This is a genomic window from Streptomyces sp. WM4235 (assembly GCF_001279725.1).
In the GTDB taxonomy this organism is placed as follows: Bacteria; Actinomycetota; Actinomycetes; order Streptomycetales; family Streptomycetaceae; genus Streptomyces.
Map to the genome: position 1 here is coordinate 1 of NZ_LGDE01000295.1, position 425 is coordinate 425.

Annotated in this window: 1 pseudogene; it reads left to right on the forward strand. The window is 69.9% G+C overall.

Going from position 1 to position 425, the window contains the following annotated elements:
* Positions 1-386 (forward strand): annotated as a pseudogene (locus ADK55_RS19980) (hypothetical protein); the annotation flags it as partial.
* Positions 387-425 lie beyond the last annotated feature (39 nt).

The following is a 425-nucleotide window of genomic DNA, read 5'->3' on the forward strand; positions in this document are numbered from 1 at the left end:
GGATGACGGAGATCATCGCGACCGTGCTCGTGTCCGGTGCGGACGTCGTCAACCGTCGCGGATCGCACCCCGCCACCCGCACCCGACTGTGCACGTGGATGGGTCTGCCCCAGCACACCGACGAGAAGGCGCGCGCCGCCGCAGTCGCCAAGACCCCCGCCAAGGCCACCTTGTGGACGTTCGCCGCCATCGTGGCCGCTTACGAACAGCACGTCGTGCGCACCGTATGGCGCACCGACGGTGCGCACGCGCAGGCGAGCGTGCGCACCGAGACCGCCGGCTACCTGAAGTGGCTCACCGGGTTGGGCTACGAGCCGACGCCGATCGAGCGCGCGGTAATCGACGGCAAGCCGTACAAGGCGCCCGAGGCCAAGAAGCTCAGCTAAGCCGTACGACCGCCGGCGGAGGGCAAACCGCCGGCAGCA